We start from the raw sequence: 24,076 nt of genomic DNA on the forward strand, positions 1-24,076 counted from the left end.
TTTACCCTGGTTTTAACCACCCCGGCTTGTCCCTTACGAGAATTCATCGTAGATGACTGTAAAAAAGCGGTTCAAACCTTGCCAGGAGTAGAAAGCGTCGACGTAGAAGTCACCGCAGAAACCCCCCAACAAAAAGCCCTCCCCAACCAGCAGTCGGTGGCAGGAACAAAAAACATTATTGCGGTTTCTAGTGGTAAAGGAGGGGTCGGAAAAAGCACCGTTGCAGTGAATATTGCCGTTGCCTTAGCTCAAACCGGGGCAAAAGTCGGTTTATTAGATGCTGACATCTATGGTCCTAATGCCCCTACCATGTTAGGCCTAGAAAATACGGAGGTACAAGTCGAAAAAAACGAAGCAGGGGACATTCTTCAACCGGCCTTTAACTATGGGGTGAAAATGGTATCCATGGGCTTTTTAATCGATCCCGATCAACCGGTGATCTGGCGTGGTCCCATGCTCAATGGCATTATTCGTCAATTTCTCTATCAAGTTAATTGGGGAGAGTTAGACTATTTAGTGGTGGATATGCCCCCAGGCACTGGAGATGCTCAGTTAACTATGGCTCAGGCAGTTCCTATGGCCGGTGCGGTTATCGTTACCACCCCTCAAACTGTCTCTCTGTTAGATGCTCGTCGGGGCTTAAAAATGTTTGAACAGTTGGGGGTTAATGTCTTGGGGTTGGTGGAGAATATGAGCTATTTTATCCCCCCAGACGCACCCGATCGCCAATATGACCTATTTGGCTCCGGGGGTGGCGAAAAAGCCTCAAAAGAGTTACAAGTGCCTCTACTGGGCTGTATACCCCTAGAAATTGCCCTCAGAGAAGGGGGTGACAAAGGGGTTCCCATTGTCATGTCGGCTCCTGAGTCGGCTTCGGCCCAAGCCCTAACGGCGATCGCTCAAAATATTGCGGCTAAAGTGTCTGTGGCCGCTTTAACTTAAAAGGTGATAAGTAATCTAAACATTAAGATTTTTGTCTTTTGCTTGACTTCAATTTTAAGATGTTAAGTAGAAAAAATTAGCTCTATTTTCTCCCTGCTCCGATTTGTCTGCTGCTACTCTATTCCACTGATAGAGTTTATTGTGTTTAGATGGTTCTGTGAGGAGTTCTACCTATTATGATGTTACGGGCTACAAAATACGCGTATCGAAGCAGTCGCAAACGAACAGCCCCCCTATGGTTATCCTCTTTGCCCCAAGTGGATTGGTTATTACTGATCTTGGTGGTAGGGTTAACCAGTGTGGGAGGGCTGATGATTCGTAGTACAGAACTGCACGAAACCTCTGTAGACTGGTGGCAACATTGGCTATTTGGGGGGTTAGGAGTGGCGATCGCTTTATTTTTAGCCCGTTTTCGCTATGAGAACTTGATACAATGGCACTGGATCACTTACGCTATCACCAATATTTCTCTCATTGCTGTTATTGCCATTGGGGTAGCAGCCAACGGGGCCCAAAGTTGGATCGAGATTGCCGGGTTTAATATCCAACCGTCAGAGTTTGCTAAGGTAGGCTTAATTATTACCTTAGCGGCTTTACTCCATCAAAAGGATGCTCATACCATCCCATCAGTCTTACGTATTTTAGGGGTAACTGCCGTTCCTTGGGTGTTAATTATGTTACAACCTGACTTAGGAACGGGGTTAGTATTTGGGGCGATCACGTTGGGGATGCTGTATTGGGCGAATATGTCCCCCGGATGGTTAATTTTAATGGTGTCTCCCATTGTTTCAGCTATTTTATTCAATGTCTTGTTTCCTGGGTGGATCGTTTGGGCTATTTTAATGGGGTTAGTCGCTTGGTTTACGTTACCCTTGCGTTTTGTATCTACTATCCTTGCTATGGCCATGAATTTTGGCGCAGGGAAACTCAGTGGCATTTTTTGGGGACTGCTCAAAGATTATCAAAAAGATCGCTTAACCCTATTTTTAGAACCGGAAAAAAATCCCTTGGGTGGGGGTTATCAGTTAATTCAATCTCGTATTGCCATTGGTTCCGGTGAATTATGGGGACGGGGACTCTTTGAAGGGACACAAACCCAGTTAAATTTTATCCCTGAACAACATACGGATTTCATTTTTTCGGCGGTGGGTGAAGAGTTTGGCTTTATTGGTGCGATCGCTGTTTTGGTGGCGTTTTGGTTGATTTGTTTTCGCTTAGTGGTGATTGCTTGTCAAGCAAATGATAATTTTGGCTCATTATTAGCCATTGGAATGTTATCAATGATTGCCTTTCAGGTGATTGTTAATATCTGTATGACGGTGGGTTTAGCCCCCATTACAGGGATTCCTTTACCTTGGTTAAGTTACGGGCGATCGGCTTTATTAACGAATTTTATTGCCTTGGGTTTAGTAGAATCTGTGGCTAATTATCGACCGAAAAAGCGATTTTAGATAAGTTTAAAGGGTGAATGAACTACATTTCTAAATCTTTAATTGTCTGTTCAATTTCTAGTAATAGAGGGGGTAAATCTTGAGTAATTACCTGCCAACCTGAGTTCGATGGAGAAAAAAAGACTCACGTTGTCAACGTAACGGCCACCAAGACACTTTATCTCTCGTCGCACTATAAACTTCTTTGAGTCCTTCAGGATCAACAATAGACAGTAAATCTGCAGATAAATCAGTGTTTTTAGAAGTTGTTAATAAGCCTACTTTTTGCATTCCTTTTAATACTTGTTCGACGGTACGCTGATTTAATTGACAGGCACGAGCAATCACATCAATGGGAAGGTCAAATTCATAAATTCCTTTAGCATTGGGTTGGTTTCCTAATTCTCTTTCTTGATAAATTAATGCTCTTAATAAAGAAGCAACCGCTTGGGGAGGATAGGTACTACAATTGAGTAAATGATATTGAAATTTTTGTCTTAATTCAAATAGTAAATGATACCTTTGACGAAATAACTCACTTTCGTTATAAAGGGTTTCGATGGTTGAGACAGGAATTTTTATGATGTGAGTGGTTTTATAAGCTTCTACTAAACTAGGAAACCCTTGTACTGCTAAACCAAAACTAAAAGGAAGACTACGAATACCAAAGCAACTCCCAGGATAGGTAATAGAAATAATCCGATCTAGAGGCGCACTTCGGGCAATAACTAACCCCTCGTCTAAGATGACATATAACCCATCGATAAATTCATGGGGACGAAACGCTGTGTAAATGGGACGGTTGGAAAACAGCTTTTCTTCTTTAAGGACACTCGGAGAGAGATATTGACTTAACCAGGATTCTTCCATAGCCTGAAATAAGAAATTTTGCTCAATTAGACGTTTTATGAGATTTAATTCGGTCTTTTGGCTGGATTTTGCCATGATTTCTGACAATCTCTAATTATTCCACTTTTATCATGGCACAAGTTAGAAGGTTCGGAAAATTAATCAAAATTGTATTTGAAATGTATTGAAAATTTTTTCTATTTCATATAAACTCTTTTTAAGATATAAACAGGAATGATCGAGAGATGAGTAAACCTCTGCGCTTTGTCGGTTATATGGTTTTGGGAGTGGGTTTAAGTAGTGCGATCGCTGCTTGTTCGGTTCCCAGTCCAACAGAAAAGAGTAATCAACCTATTAAAGTGACCTTAGTTTCCTACGCAGTAACTCAGAGTGCGTATGAGCAAATTATTCCTATGTTTACGGAGCAATGGAAGCAAAAAACAGGGCAAACCGTTGTATTTGAACAAAGTTATGGGGGGTCAGGATCTCAAACGCGCGCTGTTATTGATGGTTTAGAAGCGGATATTGTCGCCCTTGCGTTAGCGTTAGACACCCAAAAGATTGAAAAAGCAGGTTTAATCGATCCTGGATGGGAAGCAGAGTTGCCGAATGAGTCCATTGTTCATAAATCAGTGGTTGCTTTTGTTCCCCGAAATGAAGAAATTAAACTGAGTAAATGGTCTGATCTTGCCAATAATAATATTCAAGTGATTACCGCTAACCCGAAAACTTCTGGGGGGGCAAGATGGAATTTTCTAGCATTATGGGGATCAGTAACTCAAGCAGGAGGAACAGAGGAAAAAGCACAAACTTTTGTCGAAAATGTCTTTAAAAATGTTCCTGTTTTGCCCAAAGATGCCCGTGAGTCTAGCGATTTTTTTTATAAGCAAGGACAAGGAAATGTACTATTAAATTACGAAAATGAGGTAATTTTAGCAAAGCAAAAAGGAGACAAAAGTAAATATTTTGTACCAACCGATTATAATATTTCTATTGATAATCCTGTGGCGGTTGTTGATAAGAATGTTGATAAACATGGTAATAGAGAAGTTGCTGAAGCTTTCACTCAGTTTCTCTTCACTCCTGAAGCACAAAGGGAGTTTGCAAAAGTTGGTTTTCGTTCTATTGATCCCACCATTACTAAAGAATTTGAATCCCAATATCCTCCCATTAAAAACTTATTTACTGTTAAAGATTTGGGTGGATGGGAGAAAATTAAAAGTGATTTCTTTGCAGATGGAGCAGCTTTTGACAAGATGCTTACAAAAATCAATAAAAAGTAAGAATACTGGAGGTTACTATGACTCTTTTATCGAATTCCAACCAACAAGATCGATTCATTCAAAGACGAATTACAATTCAGATTCCTGCTGAATATCATCAAGCTCCAATTCTTTCTCAATTAGCTACTTTTTATCATCTTAAAATCAATATTTTAGGGGCTATGTTAGATCAAACTGGAGATCAAAGTGGTTGGTTTGATCTTGAAATTCAAGGAGAATCACAACAGATTGAAAATGCCTTACTTTCCCTCAGAGAAAATAATATTATTATTTGGGGAGATTCCACTCAAGAATATGACGGATGGTAACATTAATAATTGACACCAAAAACATGAACACTCACCTCGAAAATATCTTCTTGAAATCAAGATTCTCTTCGCCTTCTACCGTTTCCATTCCTTGGGTTATTACCCTTAGCTATCTCCTCATTCTGTTGCTAGTTCCTACCCTAGCACTGATCAGTAAATCTTTAACTTTAGGATTTTCAGAATTTTGGAGAATTGCAACATCTTCTGTGGCTTTATCTGCTTATAATATGACATTTGTGACCTCATTATTAGCAGGATTAATTAACGGTATAATGGGCAGTTTAGTCGCATGGGTATTAGTTCGCTATCAATTTCCCTGCAAAAAGCTCATTGATGCTTGTATCGATTTACCTTTTGCGTTACCTACTTCTGTGGCAGGTTTAGTGTTAGCAACTGTGTATAGTCAAGAGGGATGGATAGGTCAATTTTTCGTTCCATTTGGGATTAAAATTGCCTTTACTCGTTTAGGGGTTTTTGTGGCAATGTTGTTTATTTCTTTACCCTTTGTAGTGAGAACGTTACAACCCGTTTTACAAGAACTGGAACCAGAATTAGAAGAAGCGGCTTGGGTATTAGGAGCAAATCAATTACAGACATTTTTGCGAGTCATTTTACCCCCTTTAATCCCTTCTATTTTAACTGGGGTTGCTTTAGGGTTTTCTCGCGCTATTGGGGAATATGGATCAGTGGTTATTATTGCCTCTAATATTCCTTTTAATGATTTAATTGCGCCTGTTTTAGTGTTTCAAAGATTGGAACAATATGACTACGCTGGAGCAACAGTTATCGGGACAGTTCTCATGTTAGTTTCTTTGTTAATGCTTTTAGTGATTAACAGGTTACAGCAATGGGGACAACGCTATCAAGTTAAGTAATCATTGAAGGTTAGTATTATGTTAAATATTCAATCATCGAAATATGTCCCTTCAGTCTTAATTTTTGTAGCAATTAGTTATCTTTTGTTAGTCTTGTTTATTCCTGCGATCGCTGCATTTTATGAAGCGTTTCACCGAGGAGTTGAACCATTTTTATTGGTCATCAGTCAGACGATTTTTTTAGCGGCCATCAAATTAACTTTAATTATTGCCTTGATTGCTGTTCCTCTTAATACTATTTTCGGACTTTGTGCAGCTTGGGTATTAGCCAGAAAACGCTTTAAAGGACGAACCTTATTAATGAGTCTTATTGATCTGCCTTTCTCTGTTTCTCCTGTGGTAGCTGGCTTGATGTTGGTGTTAGTTTATGGTCGTAATGGCTGGTTTGGTTCTGTTTTAGAACAAATTGGCATACAAATCATTTTTGCTTTACCTGGGATGGTTCTAGCCACTATTTTTGTCACCTTACCCTTTGTTGCGAGAGAAGTCATTCCCGTATTAGAAGAGATGGGTTCCGATCAAGAAGAAGCCGCAAGAACCCTGGGGGCCACAGATTGGCAAATTTTTTGGCGTGTCACCCTCCCTAATATTCGTTGGGGGTTGCTTTATGGGGTATTACTGAGTAATGCCAGAGCAATGGGGGAATTTGGGGCTGTTGCCGTGGTTTCTGGCAGTATTTTGGGACGTACCGCTACTTTACCAATTTTTGTTGAATTAGCCTACAAAAATTATCAAACAGAAGCCGCTTTTGGGGCTGCGGTTATCCTTGCTGGTTTAGCCCTTATCACCCTTATTTTTAAAGAAATTCTTGAACGTTATACCCATCGTAAAACCAGTCATTAAATAAACAAAATATAGAGGATCAATCATGAGTATTGTCATTAGTCATGTTTCAAAACAATTCGGTCATTTTCAAGCCCTTGATAAGATTAATCTTGAGGTGAAACCCGGAAAATTAGTCGCTTTACTTGGTCCATCGGGATCAGGAAAATCAACCCTATTAAGAGCGATCGCAGGACTCGAACCGCCCGATACAGGGACAATTATCATTAACGGACGAGACACCACCCATTTAGATATTCGTAAGCGCAATATTGGCTTTGTTTTTCAACATTATGCTCTGTTTAAGCATCTTACTGTGCGTCAAAATATTGCCTTTGGGTTAGAATTACGGGGTCATCCTAAAAAAAGAATTCAAGCTAAAGTTAATGAACTGCTAGACTTAATCCAATTACAAGGACTAGGCGATCGCTATCCCATTCAATTATCAGGGGGACAGCGTCAACGGGTGGCCCTAGCGAGATCCTTAGCGGTACAACCAGAAGTTTTGCTTTTAGATGAGCCATTTGGGGCGTTAGATGCTAAAGTCAGGAAAGAATTACGCAGTTGGTTGCGTCGTCTTCATGATACGGTTCATGTCACCAGTGTTTTTGTGACCCACGATCAAGAAGAGGCGATGGCCGTTGCTGATGAAATTGTGGTTATGAACCAGGGACGTATTGAACAGGTAGGAAGTCCTCAAACCATTTACGATCATCCTGCGACTCCCTTTGTAATGAATTTTATTGGTGATGTTAATGTTTTGCCTAAACATAGTCATTTATCCTCAAAATTAGCTGCAAGTCATCCTATTTCAGAAATCTTCGTCCGTCCTCATGAATTAACCATTTCCCCCACAGAGAATGGTGAGGGGACTTGGGGAACCATACAGAGAATTATTCATTTAGGATGGGAAATTCAAGCAGAAATTCAATTAGATGATGGTCATGAAGTGGTTGCACACATCACCCGTGAAATGTTTTCTCAATTGAATTTAGAACAGCAACAAAAGGTTTTTGTGAAACTTAGTAAAACTTGGGTTTTTCCCTCTAAAATTGCCTAATTTTCTCCCCAACCCTCACACCCCCCACACCCCCCACACCCCCCACACCCCCCTTTATAAGGGGGCAGACCCCCCACACCCCCTTTATAAGGGGGGCAGACCCCCCACACCCCCCTTTATAAGGGGGGCAGGGGGGGTAGGGGGTGTAGGCAAAAGGCAAGAGGCAAGAGCGGTGAGACCCCGCGCCTTCGCATCTGCGCAAGGAAACGCTCACCAAGACAGGCAAAAGTATTTTATTTTAAGGCTAACTGCTTGAGCATTGACTGTCTTCTTTTTAGCTATTAGGTTATTTTGTAAGGCGTGCAAGATGTCAGTATATTTATCATCATAATTAACTGTAATTCTGTTACAAAATTTGTGATAAAAATTTCTGACTTCTTTCTTCTTGTGGGTTATTAAAAAAGTCTTCAGGTGTGGCTATTTCTACGATTTTTCCTCCATCCATAAATACCACTCTATCAGCAACTTCTCTGGCAAACCCGACTTCATGGGTGACACATACCATTGTCATTCCTCCATCGGCTAAACTACGCATAGTATCTAAGACTTCTTTAATCATTTCCGGGTCAAGGGCCGAAGTGGGTTCATCAAATAACATAATTTTCGGTTCCATGGCCAACGCGCGGGCAATGGCCACCCGTTGCTGTTGTCCCCCTGATAATTGACCGGGATATTTATTCGCCTGTTCCAAAATGCCAACTTTTTCTAATAGTTGCATCGCTTTGGCTTCGGCTTTGTCTTTTTTCCAATGTCGTACCCAAATGGGGGCTAAGGCAACATTATTGAGGACAGTTAAATGGGGAAATAAATTAAATTGTTGGAACACCATCCCGACTTCTCTTCTAATAGCTTCAATATTTTTGAGGTCATGGGATAGTTTAATCCCATCAATCATGATACTCCCTTTTTGATAGGGTTCTAAGGCGTTAAACGTGCGAATAAAGGTAGATTTTCCTGAACCGGATGGACCCATAATCACAACCACTTCCCCTTGCTTAACCGTCAGACTAACCCCCTGTAAAACATGAAAGTTATTGTCATACCATTTTTCAACATCTTGAGCAATAATAGCGGTTTCTGTGAAAGTTTGGGTCATGGTTTAAGTGATCCTTAATTATTGAATATTACCTATTTTAGCAATGATCAATCAAAGTTTTATGTTTATTTCTTGATTAATTTTAAAAGTAGATTAATTAAGGCACTATTTACATTAAAATAGTATTGATATCTACTAACATTATTATGCAAGTTATCTTTTTTGGAACCCCACAATTTGCTGTCCCCACGTTAGAAAAATTATTAGATCATCCTCACTTTAATGTAATTGGGGTCGTCACACAACCCGATAAAAGAAGAGGAAGAGGTAAAAAAATAATTCCCTCAGCCGTTAAAAAAGTCGCTTTAGATCATAATATTCCTGTGTGGCAACCCAAACGAATTAAAAAAGATCAAGATACTTTATCCCAGTTAAAAAATAGCCAAGCTGATGTGTTTGTGGTGGTGGCCTATGGACAGATTTTATCTTCAGAAATTCTACAAATGCCTAAACTGGGATGTATTAATGTTCACGGTTCTATTTTACCTCAATATCGAGGTGCTGCCCCGATTCAATGGTGTCTTTATAACGGCGATCGCCAAACAGGAATTACCACCATGTTAATGGATGAGGGAATGGATACAGGGGATATGTTATTAAAAGCTTATACAGATATAAATTTATTTGAGAATGCTTATGAAATTGCTGAAAAATTAGCCAATCAAGGGGCAGATTTATTAATTGAAACTTTAGAAAAACTAAAAATAAATGAAATAACCCCTACTTCCCAAAAGGATGACGAAGCAACTTATGCTTCTTTAATTAATAAAGAAGATTTTATGATTGACTGGAATAAATCTGCGATCGCTATTCATAATCAAATTAGAGGATTTTATCCTAATTGTTTTACGTCCTTTCGAGATGAGAAATTAAAAATTATGGCAACTATTCCCATTAATGATGATTATTTAAAAGCATTAGATAATAACTTTGAAGGGTTAAAAAATAAAATTGAATCCTTAGACAAAACAATAGGAAAGCCTGGTGAAGTTATTAGTTTAGTCAAAAAGTTTGGCCCACTAATTAAAACAGGAGAAGGATTACTATTACTATCAGATGTTCAACCCTCTGGCAAACGTTCCCAGTCGGGTTGGGATTGGGTTAATGGCAGTCATCTAAAAGTAGGAGAAGTATTAGTTTAATTATTAATTGTACTGTCTTCTTTGGGTTCAAGAAATTGACAATTTTGACAAGAACCTTGAGGATTGACAGCACAAGTTACTATCTCAGAATTAGCATTAAAACGACAATTAATATCTCCTAAAATCCAACGACCATTCACTAGAGTCTTTGTCTGACTATTTGAAGATTTTTGGACATAAAGAGAAACTTTTTTTAATTGATAACCCCCCATTTGGTAGTGATAATGATGATGATATTCTAAGATAGTATAGGTTGTTCCTTCTAACTCTAAATGATTGCTTTTTTTGGGATTCCAATCTAATGAAAGTTTTCCCAATAATTGATGATTATGACTTAAAATAATTTCAGTTAAAATAGAATTTTGATTCATTCTTAATCTGGCATCGTTCCTTAACGTTCGTATTATAATCAACTTTCCCTAAATAAGGAAATAAATTTAATAATTAATCCATTCTTATATTGACTTATTTATTCTTCATATTATTTGACGTAATTTACCCACCATGATTATAATAATCAAGCTATCGGTTTTAGTGGGGATCAGTCGCTAAAGGTAACAGGGAAAGCTTGGTGTAAGTCCGACACTGTCCCGCAACTGTGATGAAGTCTAAAGCATTACTTTCTAAGTCAGAATACCTGCCGATAACTTAGCTATTGTTATCAGTTGAATGTGATCATAATTATCATCATTTGACTGAGTATTTTTCAACTCTATCTGCGAGGTACGGATGAGATTTTTGTCAATTAAGCATCAATTACGTCTAAAAGCGACTATTATTTTAACAGTTTTAACTGTCTTAATATTAGCACAACCAGCCACTGCACATCATCCCTTTGGAGGAGAAACCCCTAGTAATTTTTTTGAGGGATTTTTATCAGGTTTAGGTCATCCTATCATTGGTTTAGATCATTTTGCTTTTATTTTAGCTGTAGGTTTATTAGGAACAAAAGTGAAACAAGGGTTTTTAATTCCCATTGCTTTTATTCTGGCGACAATGATAGGAACAGGGATACATCTACAAGCTATTGAGTTACCCTATCCTGAGATGATTATTGCTACTTCTGTAATCGTTTTTGGGGGTTTATTAGCCAGCAAAAAATATAACTTTTTTTCCTTTAGTCTCTCTACTATTATTGTTGCAACCATAGCTATAATCGCAGGTATTTTTCATGGTTATGCTTATGGAGAAGCAGTGATTGGGGCCGAAATGAATCCTATTGTTGCTTATTTAGCTGGCTTTGCGATCATTCAATTATTGTGTTCTTTTGCTGCTTTGGTTTTAGCTATTTTTATGAGTCAGCAGTTTCAGGATAAAACTAATTTTATTTTACGAATGATTGGGTTAGGGATTAGTGGAATAGGGTTTGTCTTTTTTGCTTTTGCTTTCGGTGCTTAATGAAGTTTGAAAGCAGAAAAATTTAAGATAAAAGGGACAATTTAAATTGTCCCTTTTGCGAATTTTAACTAATAAAAATCACCTCACCAAACCAGTAACCTTTTAATTCACTGAAAGGTTTAGTTTCGGTCCCAAAAAGAGGATTTCCTATGATTAATTCTTCTTTGTCGGTGTCAATACCCATCAAAACCACTGCATGGGGAAACTGTTGACTTAACCACCGTTGTTTGACGTGAAGTAAAGCTAATTGTTTGCGATTAATTAGTTCATCTAAGGTTGAATCATGATGATAGTCTGGATTTAATCCTAACTCTTCCATTGCTGCAATTTCCGCTAATGTATTAGTTCCTAAACGGTTCGTATTGGTAAGTTCAACTACCTCTTTTTCACTAATATTTGGATGTTTTCCACTCAATCTTGCTAAAGTAGCAATACTTGCCGGCGCACAAGTTACCGTAGTAGACTGTATAACAACTCCGTCAACAATCTTTAATTCTCCTACATCATGAATAACTGGAGAAAACCAATACAATAATAAAGATAAACAAAGAGAAATAGCCCCTAATCCTACTAATAGTTGATTTCTCCGTTGACTCGATGACCATCCTGATAATTCTAACAGAAATAATAGTCCAAAAATAAAAAAGCCAAAGCCCAACAATAGATTATCAAAAATTGCCTGTATATGTAAAGAAAGAATATGAGGAAAAACCGCAGGAAGATAATAAGATAGGTTTGAGCGATCAATAACAATTAATAAGGTTAAAAGACCTGCTAAACTAATGAAAATAATCCTCGCCGTTTTTTGATGTTTTTCTAAGGCGTTTTCTGCGGTAATTCCTTTGTGGGCTAAATCATTGCCCAAAAAACCACCTAATCCTAAACCGATGACACTAGGAACAATTAAATCAATCATAATAATTTCTTTAAAATATTCAAGTAACTAATTAACAAAAATAACTTCATCGAACCAATATCCGTACAATAAATAATTCAAAAAAGCTTGTAAGTCAAGAGAGAGAATCTTAGCAAATCTTTGAGAAAAAGAATCCTTTAAATTAATGGCACTAGATATAAGTAAATTAATCATATTGTCAATCTCGTTATTTATCTCTAAAATAGCTACACTAATCAGGAGATGTCAGGGGTAAAATTACGGAAACTTTTTTTATTTAATTTTTTGTCTTGCTTCAAAATAGCAGTAAGTAGGTGAGTATAAATAAACGGATAATGTGGGCAATGCTAATTAAAGCTAGAACCTTTATATAAAGATAGTTTTAGGCATTGCCCACCCGACAAAGGTTTCATCTTTAATTATGCCTACCCACTTATTAGATAGACTTTAATTCAAGAAAAAATCTTGAGAATTAACTAATAAGATAAATTAAGATAAAAAAAAATGGATCTATTGATCCATCCACATTATAGAAAAAAAGAATTGTAGCTAGTTTCTTATTCTTCTTCTCCTCCATCTCCTTGAGAAATAGCAAAACTTAATGATCCCAATTCTAGTTTTTCACGTACCTGTTGTTCAATGGTTTCAGCAATCTTGGGATTTTCTTCTAAATATTTGACTGCATTATCTCTTCCTTGAGAAATATTGTCCCCATTGTAACTATACCAAGCACCTTTACGAAGAACCACATCACTTTGTTCGGCTAAATCTAACATACATCCCATACGAGAAATTCCCTGACCAAAAATGATGTCAAATTCAGCAATGCGAAAGGGTGGGGCTACTTTATTTTTAGCCACTTTCACCTTAGCGCGAATTCCATACTCTCCCTCACTGCCTTTTTTGAGGGTTTGAATACGACGAATATCTAAACGCACCGAGGCGTAAAATTTTAGTGCAGTTCCTCCGGTGGTAACTTCAGGACTTCCATAAGTAATCCCAATTTTTTGCCGTAACTGGTTAAGGAAAATGACCACACAGCCTGATTTACCAATGTTTCCCGCAATTTTTCGTAAAGCTTTACTCATTAAACGAGCTTGTAAACCCACTTGAGTATCCCCCATTTCCCCTTCAATTTCTGCACGGGGAACTAAGGCCGCCACTGAGTCGATCACTACCACATCCACTGCTGCTGATCGCACTAATTGATCGACAATTTCTAAGGCAGATTCTCCAGTGTCTGGTTGAGCCACTAATAAGTTATTAATATCGACTCCCAAAGCCGCCGAATAAGTGGGATCTAAAGCGTGTTCTGCATCGACAAAGGCAGCCACACCGCCGGCCTTTTGCACCTCTGCGATCGCATGAAGGGCGAGGGTTGTTTTCCCAGAACTTTCTGGCCCGTAAATCTCAACCACTCTTCCCATCGGGAGTCCACCCCCCAAGGCTAAATCTAGGGTTAAAGCCCCGGTTGAGATGGTTTCCACCTTCATTCTGGCTGCGTCTCCTAGACGCATAATGGAGCCTTTACCGAAATTTCGCTCAATTTGGTTGAGAACTAAGCCTAATGCCTTTTCTTTATCAGGATTGTTTGTAATCGCAGCCATTAATGCCTCTATCTATTCTTACACAACAAATTTAGTACAAAAGTATTTGTCTATTATAGCTTGTTTTACTGACAAGAACTCTAATGATGACAATTTTGTGATAGTCTCTATTATCTAGGGTAACATTTACATTGAGATTAGTAAGGGAGAAAATTTACGGAAATTCCTACTTATTATTACGGAATTATCGAAAATTAGTGACTATTTACCCAGTTATCTGTTTAAAAAATCGTGACATTAATTATTGCTGGCGATCGCAGTGGAACAGGCAAAACAACGATAACCTTAGCTTTACTGGCGTTTTTGAGGAAAAAAGCGGCCAAGGTTCAATCATTTAAAGTGGGGCCTGATTATATCGATCCTATGTTTCACAGTTATATCACAAGTCGTCCCTGTGGTAATTTAGACCCGATTTTGACCTCTGTTAACTATGTTAAATCCTGTTTTCAGCAACAGTGTCACGGGGTTGATTATGCTCTGGTTGAAGGGGTTATGGGGTTATTTGATGGGGTTCCGTTGGGGAAGCAGAGTGAGCAGAGGGAGAAGGGAGCAGGGAGCAGGGAGCAGGGAGTAGGGGAGAAAATAGAAAGTTTTTGTCAAGATTATGGTAGTACGGCGCATATTGCTCGAATTTTAAAGATTCCTGTGGTATTAGTCATTGATTGTAGTCGATTATCGGGATCGGTGGCTGCGATCGCTCATGGATACCGTTCCCTTGATCCTAATATTAATGTTGTCGGCGTGATTTTAAATCGAGTGGCAAGCGATCGCCATTTAACTTTACTTGAAACGGCTTTAAAGCCTCTTAATTTACCGATTTTAGGGGTTATTCGTCGCCAAACAGATTTAACCATTCCCGATCGCCATTTAGGGTTAGTTCCCACTGATGAACTGCCAGAACTTGATCAGTTTTTTGATAGGTTAGCCCATTTAGCTCAAACTTGTTTTAATTGGGAACAACTTTTGCCTTACCTTACCCCGTCACCCTTTGCAGGAGGCGATCCCCCCATACCTTCCTTGAGAAAGGGGGAGAGACAATCGATCAAAATAGCGATCGCTAAAGATAAAGCGTTTAACTTCTATTACCCTGATAACCTAGATATTTTAGAACAATTAGGGGCTACACTCTGTTACTGGAGTCCTTTAGAAGATGAAACCTTACCCGAAGGCACTGCCGGGCTATATTTTGGGGGTGGTTTTCCCGAAGTCTTTGCCGAAACGTTATCAAGGAACCAAAACGCCTTAAATGCAGTGAAACAAGCCATTATCAAGGGAATGCCTACCTATGCTGAATGTGGGGGGTTAATGTATCTGTGTCAAGAAATTGTTGATTTTAAGGGTCAATCCTGGCCCATGGTGGGTATTTTACCCACAACCGCTAAAATGGGGAAGAAATTGACTTTAGGGTATCGACAAGCGATCGCCTCTCGTTCTAGTCTTCTGTTGAATGAAGGGGAAACGATTTGGGGTCATGAGTTCCATCGTTCCCAGTTAACCCATTCTTCTCCTCAACCCATCTTTAACCTATCGAGTTGGCAGAAAAATAGTCCTATTTATGGGGAAGGATGGCAGTGTCATAATGTTCATGGGTCTTATCTTCATCTGCATTTTGGGGGGTGTCCCCAGATAGCTGAAAAATTTTTTCGTCACACCCTTGATTTTTTTAAGAACCTTGCGTTAGACTAAGTTCAGTTAAAGAAAATAACCGTTCAGGTAAGAAAGGAGGTGATGCCCATGTCAGATAGTAGTAAAATCATGGGTCTCCTGGTTGAAGTTAGCCGGCTGTGTGCCGGGGCTGTTCTCTAGAAGTTAAGTCCCCCTGGATCTAACTAAGCTGGAGTTCCTTCCGGCAGTTAGGTTTCAATCAGAAGACCCGTAAACAGAAATTTAACCCCCTACTCCCCTTAGTCCTAGACTTATTAGGGATTAGGGGGTTTAAAGTTTTTGAGCAGCAAAAATTTAATGTAATATTGAAGAGAAAAATGACTAAAAATATGAATATTTATCTGATCCTCGTCAAGCAGTGATTGATGTCGAAGCGATCGCAAAAGATCCAGAAATTGAGGAATTATTACAACAAATTCAAATCTAACAAAAATGAAATTAGATAGAATTACGATTAATCCAAATCGCATGAACGGACAACCTTGTATCCGAAATTTGCGCTTAACCGTTCGTAAAAGTTTTAAAAAGCTTTAGAAAGTCCTGCATTTTTTAATGATTTAGTAGATTTTCAAGGGAAGTAACGATACATATCTTTTCGATGAAGAAAACGTACTAAAGCAATAACATTTCCATTTAGATAAAGTCCAAGACGATAGTTTCCAATCCGAATTCGATAAAATCCTTGATGTCCTTGTATTGCTTTAACATTTCTTAAATCAGTTAGGGTTCGTGCAGCTTCTATGTCTTCAATCACCGCTTGAATTTGTTGCTTTATTTTACGATCTTTTAGGTTTCGTAAGTCTTTTTTAAAGGTTTGACGAAATTCAATGTTCATGGTTAGTCTTCTAAGAGAGAAAAAATTTCTTCACGACTAACATTTTCGCTATCTATTCCTTCTTTAATTGCATTGGCCATTGCCATGTCTTCTATAACTTCATAAATTAAGTCTTTAAGCAAGTCTTGTTCTTGGGTAAGGAGTTCATAGAGTAATTCTTTAAGGATGGGTTTTAAGGTCTGTTTTTGAGGGTTTGGCATAATTTTAACTGAATGTATTATTAATAAGTTTAGCAAATTTCAGTAGAGTCAAATCGAATTCGGATACGTCAATTACCTTTAATATAGTTGCTCGAAAAAGGAGATTATAGGGTGGAAATTTCCCACCTGACTACTTAAGTTTAACCCTTAGCTAATCCTTGACGATTACGCCACCAAGCTAATGAGGTACTCGCAATAAAAATACTTGAATAAGAACCAGCAATAAAGCCTAAAATTAATGCTAAAGCAAAAAACTTAAGGGTTTCACCACCGAATAAGAAAATGGCAACGAGAGGTAATAAAGTAGTAAGAGTGGTATTAATCGAACGACCAAGGGTTTGATTAACAGAATTTTCGACAATTTCATTAATTGATAATTCTTCACTGTATCTATCTGTATTTTCTCGAATGCGATCATAAATAACTACAGTATCGTTAACAGAAAAGCCAATAATTGTTAGTAAAGCCACTAAAAATAAACTATCAACTTCTACGCCGGCAACTAATCCTAAAACAGCAAAAACACCAGCAGTTACTAACACATCATGGAGTAAAGCTAGGATAGCAAAAAAAGCATAATCGAACTTAAATCGAACACTAAGATAGACAATAATGCCAAAAAATGAAACCAATAAAGCTAAAATTCCTGACTCAAATAATTCTTGTCCGATGGTGGGTCCCACGGTATCAATTTGAATGGTTTCGGGATCAAAATTTCCTATCTCATCATTTAATTCTTGTTGTAATTGGGTTCTTTCATTTACATCTAAAGTTTTAGTCCGAATAGAGAGAATATTACCTTCTAAAACTTGAATGGTACTATTGCCTAACTCTTGTTGGTTTAATATCTCTCTTACTTCTCCGACATCAATGGGTTGTTCACAAGTGCCTTCTACCGCACAAGCTAATTGTAATTGTAGTCGAGTCCCGCCAATAAAGTCTAAACCGGGTCTTAATGGGGCTTTAAAGGTCGTATAAGAAATGATCATGGCAATGATTCCACCTGCAATAATTAAGGCAGAAATAGACCACCATAACCGCTCCCATTTCATTATATTGAGTTGCATTTTCTTCTGTTAAATAGAACAATAAGTTAGATTAAGATTTACTGGCTGTGGGTAAATTCGGACAAAAGAGTTCTGGTTTTTTACGAACACTAGGCAACCCTAACACCGTTACTAATAAGAAAGTACGAGTACAAGTTAAAGCCGTAAACATACTCACTAATACTCCAATAGCTAACGTTAAAGCAAACCCTTTAACCAACCCGGAACCCAAACCGAATAAAGCAGCACAGGCGATTAAAGTGGTAACGTTACTATCGATAATACTCGAAAATGCTCGATAGAATCCCGATTCCACCCCACTATACAGAGTCTTGCCACTGCGTAACTCTTCACGGGTGCGCTCAAAAATCAACACATTAGCATCCACTGCCATCCCAATACTGAGAATAAACCCCGCAATACCCGGAAGGGTTAACGTAACACCAATCAAAGAATAACAAGCCAAAGTTAACAGTGTATAGATGGCTAAAGCTAAATCTGCTAAAACCCCAGGAAGACGATAATAAACCGCCATAAAGATTAAAACTAAGATTAAACCAGCCACAGCAGCGTAGATACTGCGTTGAATACTCTCTCGTCCCAACGTTGCCCCAACGGTGCGATTTTCTACCACTTCCACAGGAAAAGGCAAAGAACCCCCCCGTAACTGTACCGCTAATTCATTGGCGGTTTCGGCGGTAAAATTCCCGGTAATCACCGCACTGCCCCCAGTGATACCAGCAGCAGCAAATTGAGCCCCCACCACCGGCGCACTGATTAACACATCATCTAGGAAAATACCGATACTGCGACCGGTTCCTGCGATATTTTTCGTCAATTCTGCGAACTTTTGACCCCCTTCGTTATCAAAATCGATAATCACTTCCCATTCAGTCCCTTGGGTGGGGCCATAACGAGCATTTTTGAGGTTTTTACCGGATAATCCCACGGAGTCAAAGAGGGCTAAAAGGGCTTGATTTGATTCTTCTATGGACTCGGTTAACTCAGCAATCTGTTGTTCCTCTTCGGGGGTGGGTTCTCCTAGTCTCAGAGCGTCTAATTCTGCTTGTTTTTGCTGTCTGATGGTAAATTCAGCCTGTAGTTGCCCCTCAGTCCCCTGACGTTGTTGACGGAACTCTAATTGTGCCGTTCCTCCTAATACCCGTTCTGCTTGTTCGGGGTCCGTGACTCCTGGTAACTGGACGACAATTTTATCTTGTCCGAGGGTTTGCACCACCGGTTCTGCTACCCCTAAACCATCCACTCGGTTTTGCAGGACGGTTTTAGCTGCTTCTAAGTCCTCTTCTGAAATGGTTTGAGCGTCTTCGGTGGGTTGAAGTTGAATGGTTAATTGGGCCCCACCTCTCAAATCTAAACCGAGTTGCAACGGGATAGTATTAAGAAGGGCGATCGCACCAATGACCAGGGCGATAATAAAACCGATCAACAAACGTCGTTGTTTCATACTGGAGTCTTTGGTAAGGGTTTGGGAGTGGGAGTAGGGGGAATTTAGAATTTAGAATGTAGAAAAAGTTAATTTCTAAATTCTACATTTTACATTCTACATTTGCTGACCTTACCCCCTCTCCATCTCATCTAACTAAATATGCAGTGTCATTAATTTATCCACTGCTTCAGAAATTTGGGGAGGTTGGACAATGGTTAATCGTTCTAACATTCCATTGTAAGGGGTCGGAATGTCTTGAGACGATAAACGAACCACCGGCGCGTCTAATTCGTCGAAAAAGTTATCATTAATTAAAGCAATTAATTCCGCTGCGATCCCGCCGGTTTTCATACATTCTTCAACAATGATGACGCGATGAGTTTTCCGTATGGAGTCGCCAATGGTTTGTAAGTCAAAGGGTTTAAGGGAAATTAAATCAATAATTTCAGGATCATAACCTTGGGCTTCAATTTCCTTGAGGGCCTGTAAACAATGATGACGCATTCTCGAATAGGTCAAAATGGTGACATCTTTACCCTCTCTGACAATTTCTGCTTTGTCTAAGGGAACAATATATTCCTTGTCGGGGAGACTTTCTTTGAGGTTGTAAAGTAAAACGTGTTCAAAGAAGAGGACCGGGTTTTCATCTCGAATGGCTGCTTTGAGAAGTCCTTTAGCATTATAAGGGGTTGAACAAGCCACAATTTTTAAGCCAGGAACCGCATGAAAATAAGCTTCTAACCGTTGGGAATGTTCGGCCCCTAATTGTCGTCCTACCCCTCCGGGCCCGCGAATAACCATGGGAATTTTGAAGTTTCCCCCAGAGGTATAGCGTAACATTCCGGCATTGTTAGCAATTTGGTTAAAGGCTAATAATAAAAAGCCCATATTCATTCCTTCAATAATCGGCCGTAAGCCACTCATCGCTGCACCCACAGCCATTCCGGTAAAGCTATTTTCTGCGATGGGTGTATCGAGAACTCGCAGTTCTCCGTATTTTTTGTAAAGATCCTTGGTTACCTTGTAGGAACCGCCATAGTGTCCCACATCTTCCCCTAAGACAAAGACTGTGTCATCTCGTCCCATTTCTTCATCAATAGCTTGACGTAGGGCATTAAATAATAAAGTTTCTGCCATATATTTATACTAATTCCTTGCCTTTGTTATCCTATCATTACAGCCCTACATTTTATCGTTTTCGGAAACCAACAACGGTTCTTCTGTATTAATTTTTTATAATTCCCTCATAAAATGCCGATTTTTTCTCTAAAAAAAGTCTATTCTCTCCATAATCTACCTCAGATTGAATCATCGTTTTGGCTCAATTCTTACTAATGGAATATATCAGCAAAATAACCGTTTCAGACTCAATCAAAATTCTTCAATAACTAGGTCGTAAGGTAGAGGGAAGAAGATATTTTAGTTAATAAGATAATAAGTAGATGAATATTAATTGGAAGGAAACTATTATATGGCTCTCATGAAAATACAAGATTACAATCCTAACTATGAAGATAGTATTTTACATGGACATCGGTTAAACAGTTTTGATTTATACACGACTTCTGACGGAAACCGAGTTGGTTCAGTGCAGGATATTTTAGTGGATGAATCAGGACGCTTACGTTATTTTGTCATCGATACAGGCTTTTGGATTTTTGGTAAAAAAGTCTTATTACCCATGGGTTTGTGTCGAATTGATTACACTAAAGGCCGTGTTTATGCCTCTAACTTAACCGAAGAACGGGTTAAGGAACTACCGAGATATGATGAAGATACAACGGTAGACTATAACTATGAAGAGAGAGTAAGAAATATTTATCGTGTTCCTGAAAGACGTTATGCAGCCAATCAACATGATGAATATAGTTATAAACATGACGAGCATGATCATGATTTATATGGTCTTCGAGAAGAAGATCACGGCATTCTCAAACTTTACGAAGAACGGTTAATTGCTGACAAAAATCGTGAAAAAGTCGGAGAAGTAGCCGTCGGTAAAACCATTGAAACACAACGAGCAGAGGCTTCTGTCCCTGTAGAAAATGAACGGGTTGTGGTTGAACGTCGTACTCCTGCCCATGCAGAAAAAGCGGTGCCGACTAACGAAGCTGACTTTAATCAAGAAGAGGTGGCTCGTTTAGAAATCCACGAAGAAACAGCTAATATTGAGAAAGAAGCTTTTGTCAGTGAAGAAGTTTCTGTTAGAAAAGAAGTGGATCGAGATGTGGTTACGGCTCAAGAAAAATTACGTCGAGAAAAACTGGATCTTGATGTCGAAGGAAGACCGACAGTTGAGCATAAGCGGTAAAATTAAATTCCGTTAGGAGAGAAAGCATTTGAACACAATATTCTTGATGATCAAGGGAGATAATGCTTTCTCCTTATTTTTTAGGTTCTATCTGTAGGGAAAAATCATGGAATCTCCATTATCTAATCAGAACTCAAATCATAATCAAGACGAGATTAAATTATTACAAGAACGTTTGAAAGTAGAACGAGAACAAGAGAAAGTTGGAGAGGTCATTGTTCGCAAAGAAACTGAAACAAAAGTAGCGATGGTTCCTCTACAACAAGAAAAGTTAATTGTTGAACAAGTTAATGCTGATAACTCTGAAGTGGAAAAAATAGCAGAAGTTGATCTTAAAAAAAGTCAAGTTAGCAAGCCAATAGTTAATTCAAACAGGTTATCAACCATTAAAGCTAAATTTAATTCTCTTCAAGAAGCTAAAGATTATCTCCAAGACATGGCTCCAGAATTATCGGAGCAAGTTAGGGAAATAGAAATTAAACTAACTATCAATGCTCATAAAAATTCCTATTAACTGATATCTTATCCTGACATCTTGCACGCCTTACAAGATAACTTAATAGCTAAAAAGAAGACAGTCAATCCTAAAACAGTTAGCATTAAAATAAAATACTTTTGCCTGTCTTGGTGAGCGTTCCCTTGCGCAGATGCGAAGGCGCGGGGTCTCACCGCTCTTGCCTCTTGCCTACCCCCCCTGCCCCCCTTGTAAAGGGGGGTGTGGGGGGTGTGGGGGGTGTGGGGGGTGTGGGGGGTGAGGGGTGTTTAGTGAAGGTGCAAGATGTAAGATTAAGATAAGTGACTCATCATCGAAAAATTAGGTCTTTCTAAAATTTCTTCATAGACTTTTTCGACTTGAGAAATATTATTAGTCAAAGAATATTTATCTAAGACTCTTTGTCTTGCTTTTTGTCCTAATAATAGGGTAATTTCGCTATGATCTCGAAACAAGGGTAATAGGGTTTTTAACTGGGTGGTAACACCCTGAGTATTTAAGACAACACCGGCCCCCTCTTCTAAGACTTCACCATCAGCGCCAGCATCGGTGGCAATACAAGCGACACCACAGGCCATGGCTTCTAATAAAGATAAGGATAATCCTTCGACTAAAGAGGGCAAAATAAACACATCAGCAGCCCGTAAAATATTAATCCGTTGTTGTTCATCGGCCACGAACCCCAACCAATAAATCTCATGTTCTACATTATAAAAGGGTTCTAAGGAGGGCTTAAGAGGTCCATCACCGACGATTAACAATTTACTCTCATCCCCCATCCCGACCTGTTTCCAAGCCTTTAACAAGGCTTCTACGTTCTTTTCTGTGGCAATCCGTCCCACATAGACAAACAACCGTTTCGCTTTGATTTGCGACTTAATAGACGAGGGTCCAGGAGAATACTTAATGGGGTCCACTCCATTGGGAATAATGGCTAATTTATCTTGATGAACTCCTAATTTCATCAATAATTCTTGTTGGAGTCGAGAGAAAATAATGACTTTGTCGTAATGGGCTAAAAACGGCGCATATAGCTGATAGGTTAAAAATTGGGTGCTTGACTTCAAATTGCGTAATTTACTGTCAAAGGGGGGATGAAACGTGGCGATGAGGGGAATATTTAACGCCTGACAGATTTCCGGCAGTCGAAAGTCTAGGGGGGATAAGGTGAGGGACGCATGAACCAAGTCTGGTTTCAGTTTTGCTAAAGCATCCATCAAAATCTTACTGGATTTCGGAGTTGGGATGGTGTAAATTTGCGATTTATAAAGGAAGGGTAAGGCAACTTCCCGACAATCTCGCCAATGGGCCGAGTTTGTCTCTTCTTGCGAAAAATGAAGAAAACTAACCTGATAACCTCGGTCTAGAAGGGCGTTAGTGACTTCTCGACCGTATGTTACATTTCCACAGAAGGGGGATTTTTTCCCAAGCCAAGCGATGTGCATTCAAATATAAAGACAGATAGTTATTACGAACTGATCAAGAATAATTCGTTGTAATTGTATGGATTATAAGCATAAGCTACCCATAACTACAAGGGGAAAGTTTGGGTAGCTTAGATAGTCTGGGACAATAATTATCAGTTCGAGAGGTTTTTTATTATACTATTTTGTCTCTTTTGTAGGCCCAAACAGTGACGAAACTAAGGAAAATTACTATTTCCTAAAGATTGATCATTACTTGTCATTAATTGATATTAAGGGGCTAAACGATGAATTTCCCAATTTTGCTCTTCTGTTAACGTATAAGAAAAGCGATCGTGTAAACGGTTAGGTCTTCCTTGCCAAAATTCAAACCGTTTGGGTTTGACTCGATATCCTCCCCAAAAAGAAGGTAAGGGAATTTCTCCATGTTGAAACTTATATTTTAATTCTTCAAACTTCATTTCTAAAAGTTTTCTTGATGAAATCACCGAACTTTGTGCCGAACACCAAGCCCCTAATTGACTCCCTCTCGGACGACTGGTAAAATAGTTTAAAGATTCTCCTGTCGAGATTTTAGAAGCGGTTCCTTGAATTTTGACTTGACGTTCTAAAGGAAGCCATAAAAACAATAAAGCAACGTTAGGATTTTCTTCAATTTGTTGGGCTTTTCTACTTTCGTAGTTCGTAAAAAATACAAATCCTTCTTCATCAAAATATTTTAAAAGAACGGTTCTAATAGACGGTTCTCCTTTGGCTGAAGCCGTGGCTAAACTCATGGCATTGGGTTCTGGTAGTTCCCCTTCTGTAGCTTGTTGAAACCAGGTTTCAAACTGTTTAAAAGGATCAGATTTTAGATCGTCTCTCGTTAAACCGTTGCGAGTATATTCTTCTCTTAAAGCCGTTAGATCCATTCTCAGTTTAAATCTTTCACTACAAGTTTTTAACTAT

Annotated in this window: 24 protein-coding genes, 1 pseudogene and 1 riboswitch; of the genes and pseudogenes, 13 read left to right on the forward strand and 12 right to left on the reverse strand. The window is 38.9% G+C overall.

The window, feature by feature from the left end; translation table 11 throughout:
- Positions 1-942 (forward strand): P-loop NTPase (locus tag C4E06_RS21895; RefSeq protein ID WP_107670514.1); only part of this gene is annotated, 942 nt, incomplete at its 5' end.
- Between the two features lie 176 nt (positions 943-1,118).
- On the forward strand, positions 1,119-2,393 hold the full coding sequence (gene rodA, locus C4E06_RS21900) for a rod shape-determining protein RodA (RefSeq protein WP_107670515.1): 1,275 nt from the start codon (positions 1,119-1,121) through the stop codon (positions 2,391-2,393).
- Between the two features lie 132 nt (positions 2,394-2,525).
- On the opposite strand, the gene C4E06_RS21905 is transcribed toward rodA, so the two are convergent.
- Positions 2,526-3,317 (reverse strand): Crp/Fnr family transcriptional regulator, encoded by a 792-nt coding sequence (locus tag C4E06_RS21905; protein ID WP_107670516.1) that lies wholly within the window; start codon positions 3,315-3,317, stop codon positions 2,526-2,528.
- Positions 3,318-3,496: 179 nt separating this feature from the next.
- Here C4E06_RS21905 and C4E06_RS21910 point away from each other — a divergent pair, with 179 nt between their 5' ends.
- The 5 genes from C4E06_RS21910 to C4E06_RS21930 are packed head-to-tail and all read left to right on the forward strand — an operon-like array spanning position 3,497 to position 7,569.
- Entirely contained in the window at positions 3,497-4,504 is a 1,008-nt protein-coding gene (locus C4E06_RS21910; protein WP_370051353.1) for a sulfate ABC transporter substrate-binding protein, read from the forward strand.
- Between the two features lie 17 nt (positions 4,505-4,521).
- Positions 4,522-4,812: an NIL domain-containing protein gene (locus C4E06_RS21915; RefSeq protein WP_107670518.1), complete on the forward strand. Its 291-nt coding sequence runs from the start codon at positions 4,522-4,524 to the stop codon at positions 4,810-4,812.
- A 23-nt stretch (positions 4,813-4,835) separates the two neighbouring features.
- On the forward strand, positions 4,836-5,687 hold the full coding sequence (gene cysT / locus C4E06_RS21920) for a sulfate ABC transporter permease subunit CysT (RefSeq protein ID WP_107670594.1): 852 nt from the start codon (positions 4,836-4,838) through the stop codon (positions 5,685-5,687).
- 18 nt (positions 5,688-5,705) lie between these two features.
- A complete protein-coding gene (gene cysW / locus C4E06_RS21925; RefSeq protein ID WP_107670519.1) occupies positions 5,706-6,530 on the forward strand; it encodes a sulfate ABC transporter permease subunit CysW in 825 nt (274 codons plus the stop codon).
- A gap of 25 nt (positions 6,531-6,555) precedes the next feature.
- The gene (locus C4E06_RS21930; RefSeq protein ID WP_107670520.1) at positions 6,556-7,569 is read left to right on the forward strand and encodes a sulfate/molybdate ABC transporter ATP-binding protein; all 1,014 of its coding nucleotides are present in this window, start codon (positions 6,556-6,558) and stop codon (positions 7,567-7,569) included.
- 346 nt (positions 7,570-7,915) lie between these two features.
- Here C4E06_RS21930 and C4E06_RS21940 read toward each other — a convergent pair whose 3' ends face one another.
- Positions 7,916-8,665, reverse strand: coding sequence for an amino acid ABC transporter ATP-binding protein (locus tag C4E06_RS21940; RefSeq protein ID WP_107670522.1), 750 nt, complete (start codon positions 8,663-8,665; stop codon positions 7,916-7,918).
- 146 nt (positions 8,666-8,811) lie between these two features.
- On the opposite strand from C4E06_RS21940, the gene fmt reads away from it, so the two are divergent.
- Entirely contained in the window at positions 8,812-9,807 is a 996-nt protein-coding gene (gene fmt / locus C4E06_RS21945) for a methionyl-tRNA formyltransferase (protein ID WP_107670523.1), read from the forward strand.
- On the opposite strand, the gene C4E06_RS21950 is transcribed toward fmt, so the two are convergent.
- Positions 9,804-10,178 (reverse strand): DUF6464 family protein, encoded by a 375-nt coding sequence (locus tag C4E06_RS21950; RefSeq protein WP_107670524.1) that lies wholly within the window; start codon positions 10,176-10,178, stop codon positions 9,804-9,806. The two genes, fmt and C4E06_RS21950, sit on opposite strands and share 4 nt — an antisense overlap.
- 138 nt (positions 10,179-10,316) lie before the next feature.
- Positions 10,317-10,467: riboswitch (cobalamin riboswitch) on the forward strand.
- Between the two features lie 69 nt (positions 10,468-10,536).
- On the opposite strand from C4E06_RS21950, the gene C4E06_RS21955 reads away from it, so the two are divergent.
- On the forward strand, positions 10,537-11,205 hold the full coding sequence (locus tag C4E06_RS21955) for a HupE/UreJ family protein (protein ID WP_107670525.1): 669 nt from the start codon (positions 10,537-10,539) through the stop codon (positions 11,203-11,205).
- 64 nt (positions 11,206-11,269) lie between these two features.
- Here the strand turns inward: C4E06_RS21955 and C4E06_RS21960 are convergent, their stop codons facing one another.
- Positions 11,270-12,121 (reverse strand): cysteine peptidase family C39 domain-containing protein, encoded by an 852-nt coding sequence (locus C4E06_RS21960; protein WP_107670526.1) that lies wholly within the window; start codon positions 12,119-12,121, stop codon positions 11,270-11,272.
- Between the two features lie 536 nt (positions 12,122-12,657).
- Positions 12,658-13,707 (reverse strand): recombinase RecA, encoded by a 1,050-nt coding sequence (gene recA, locus C4E06_RS21965; RefSeq protein ID WP_107670527.1) that lies wholly within the window; start codon positions 13,705-13,707, stop codon positions 12,658-12,660.
- Between the two features lie 231 nt (positions 13,708-13,938).
- On the opposite strand from recA, the gene C4E06_RS21970 reads away from it, so the two are divergent.
- Positions 13,939-15,393, forward strand: a complete 1,455-nt coding sequence (locus C4E06_RS21970; protein WP_107670528.1) for a cobyrinate a,c-diamide synthase — start codon at positions 13,939-13,941, stop codon at positions 15,391-15,393.
- A 411-nt stretch (positions 15,394-15,804) separates the two neighbouring features.
- A pseudogene (locus tag C4E06_RS29320) lies at positions 15,805-15,903 on the forward strand (DUF433 domain-containing protein); the annotation flags it as partial.
- Positions 15,904-15,940: 37 nt separating this feature from the next.
- Here the strand turns inward: C4E06_RS29320 and C4E06_RS21980 are convergent.
- The 5 genes from C4E06_RS21980 to C4E06_RS22000 all read right to left on the reverse strand — a co-directional run bounded on the left by C4E06_RS21980 (position 15,941) and on the right by C4E06_RS22000 (position 20,037).
- Positions 15,941-16,207: a type II toxin-antitoxin system RelE/ParE family toxin gene (locus C4E06_RS21980; protein WP_107670529.1), complete on the reverse strand. Its 267-nt coding sequence runs from the start codon at positions 16,205-16,207 to the stop codon at positions 15,941-15,943.
- 2 nt (positions 16,208-16,209) lie between these two features.
- Positions 16,210-16,407 carry a hypothetical protein gene (locus C4E06_RS21985; protein ID WP_107670530.1) on the reverse strand — a complete coding sequence of 66 codons (198 nt, stop codon included), beginning with the start codon at positions 16,405-16,407 and terminating at the stop codon, positions 16,210-16,212.
- A gap of 140 nt (positions 16,408-16,547) precedes the next feature.
- Positions 16,548-17,474 carry a protein translocase subunit SecF gene (gene secF / locus C4E06_RS21990; RefSeq protein WP_107670531.1) on the reverse strand — a complete coding sequence of 309 codons (927 nt, stop codon included), beginning with the start codon at positions 17,472-17,474 and terminating at the stop codon, positions 16,548-16,550.
- 31 nt (positions 17,475-17,505) lie between these two features.
- Positions 17,506-18,918, reverse strand: coding sequence for a protein translocase subunit SecD (gene secD / locus C4E06_RS21995; RefSeq protein ID WP_107670532.1), 1,413 nt, complete (start codon positions 18,916-18,918; stop codon positions 17,506-17,508).
- A 135-nt stretch (positions 18,919-19,053) separates the two neighbouring features.
- Positions 19,054-20,037 carry an alpha-ketoacid dehydrogenase subunit beta gene (locus C4E06_RS22000; RefSeq protein ID WP_107670533.1) on the reverse strand — a complete coding sequence of 328 codons (984 nt, stop codon included), beginning with the start codon at positions 20,035-20,037 and terminating at the stop codon, positions 19,054-19,056.
- Positions 20,038-20,371: 334 nt separating this feature from the next.
- Here C4E06_RS22000 and C4E06_RS22005 point away from each other — a divergent pair, with 334 nt between their 5' ends.
- Positions 20,372-21,211, forward strand: a complete 840-nt coding sequence (locus C4E06_RS22005) for a DUF2382 domain-containing protein (protein WP_107670534.1) — start codon at positions 20,372-20,374, stop codon at positions 21,209-21,211.
- A gap of 106 nt (positions 21,212-21,317) precedes the next feature.
- The gene (locus C4E06_RS22010) at positions 21,318-21,725 is read left to right on the forward strand and encodes a DUF2382 domain-containing protein (RefSeq protein ID WP_107670535.1); all 408 of its coding nucleotides are present in this window, start codon (positions 21,318-21,320) and stop codon (positions 21,723-21,725) included.
- 272 nt (positions 21,726-21,997) lie between these two features.
- Here the strand turns inward: C4E06_RS22010 and C4E06_RS22015 are convergent, their stop codons facing one another.
- Both C4E06_RS22015 and pdxH read right to left on the reverse strand, forming a co-directional pair.
- Positions 21,998-23,149 carry a glycosyltransferase family 4 protein gene (locus C4E06_RS22015; RefSeq protein WP_107670536.1) on the reverse strand — a complete coding sequence of 384 codons (1,152 nt, stop codon included), beginning with the start codon at positions 23,147-23,149 and terminating at the stop codon, positions 21,998-22,000.
- Positions 23,150-23,400: 251 nt separating this feature from the next.
- The gene (gene pdxH, locus C4E06_RS22020) at positions 23,401-24,039 is read right to left on the reverse strand and encodes a pyridoxamine 5'-phosphate oxidase (protein WP_107670537.1); all 639 of its coding nucleotides are present in this window, start codon (positions 24,037-24,039) and stop codon (positions 23,401-23,403) included.
- Positions 24,040-24,076: the final 37 nt, after the last annotated feature.

The sequence above is a fragment of the Cyanothece sp. BG0011 genome (genome assembly GCF_003013815.1).
Classification (GTDB): Bacteria; Cyanobacteriota; Cyanobacteriia; order Cyanobacteriales; family Microcystaceae; genus Crocosphaera.